At 49.2% G+C, this 260-nt stretch carries 1 protein-coding gene; it reads right to left on the reverse strand.

Annotation, left to right across the window (positions count from 1 at the left end):
• The coding region (locus tag ACT3QP_RS15190; RefSeq protein WP_444526082.1) for a hypothetical protein at window positions 1-260 on the reverse strand (260 nt) is incomplete at both ends.

Here is a 260-nt window from a genome sequence, read left to right on the forward strand (position 1 = left end):
GCATCTGTGATACCAGTCATTGGCGGTAGCACGCGTTTGCTATATAAGCTACCCACCCATGGTGTGTCTGCGGTAATCAGACGCAGCTGGGTTAAGTGAATACCTGCTTCTAATGTTGAGGCATGACGTTCATGGTGGCGACGACTGATGGTCAGACCTGTCACGTGTGCCAAACTGTTGCGTGCTAAGTGTACGATATGGGTGGCACGGTAGTGCTGATTGAGATGGTTGTGATCGACCAATATAAAAGTATCGGCAAT

Source organism: Psychrobacter sp. AOP7-B1-24 (assembly GCF_052376215.1).
Classification (GTDB): Bacteria; Pseudomonadota; Gammaproteobacteria; order Pseudomonadales; family Moraxellaceae; genus Psychrobacter.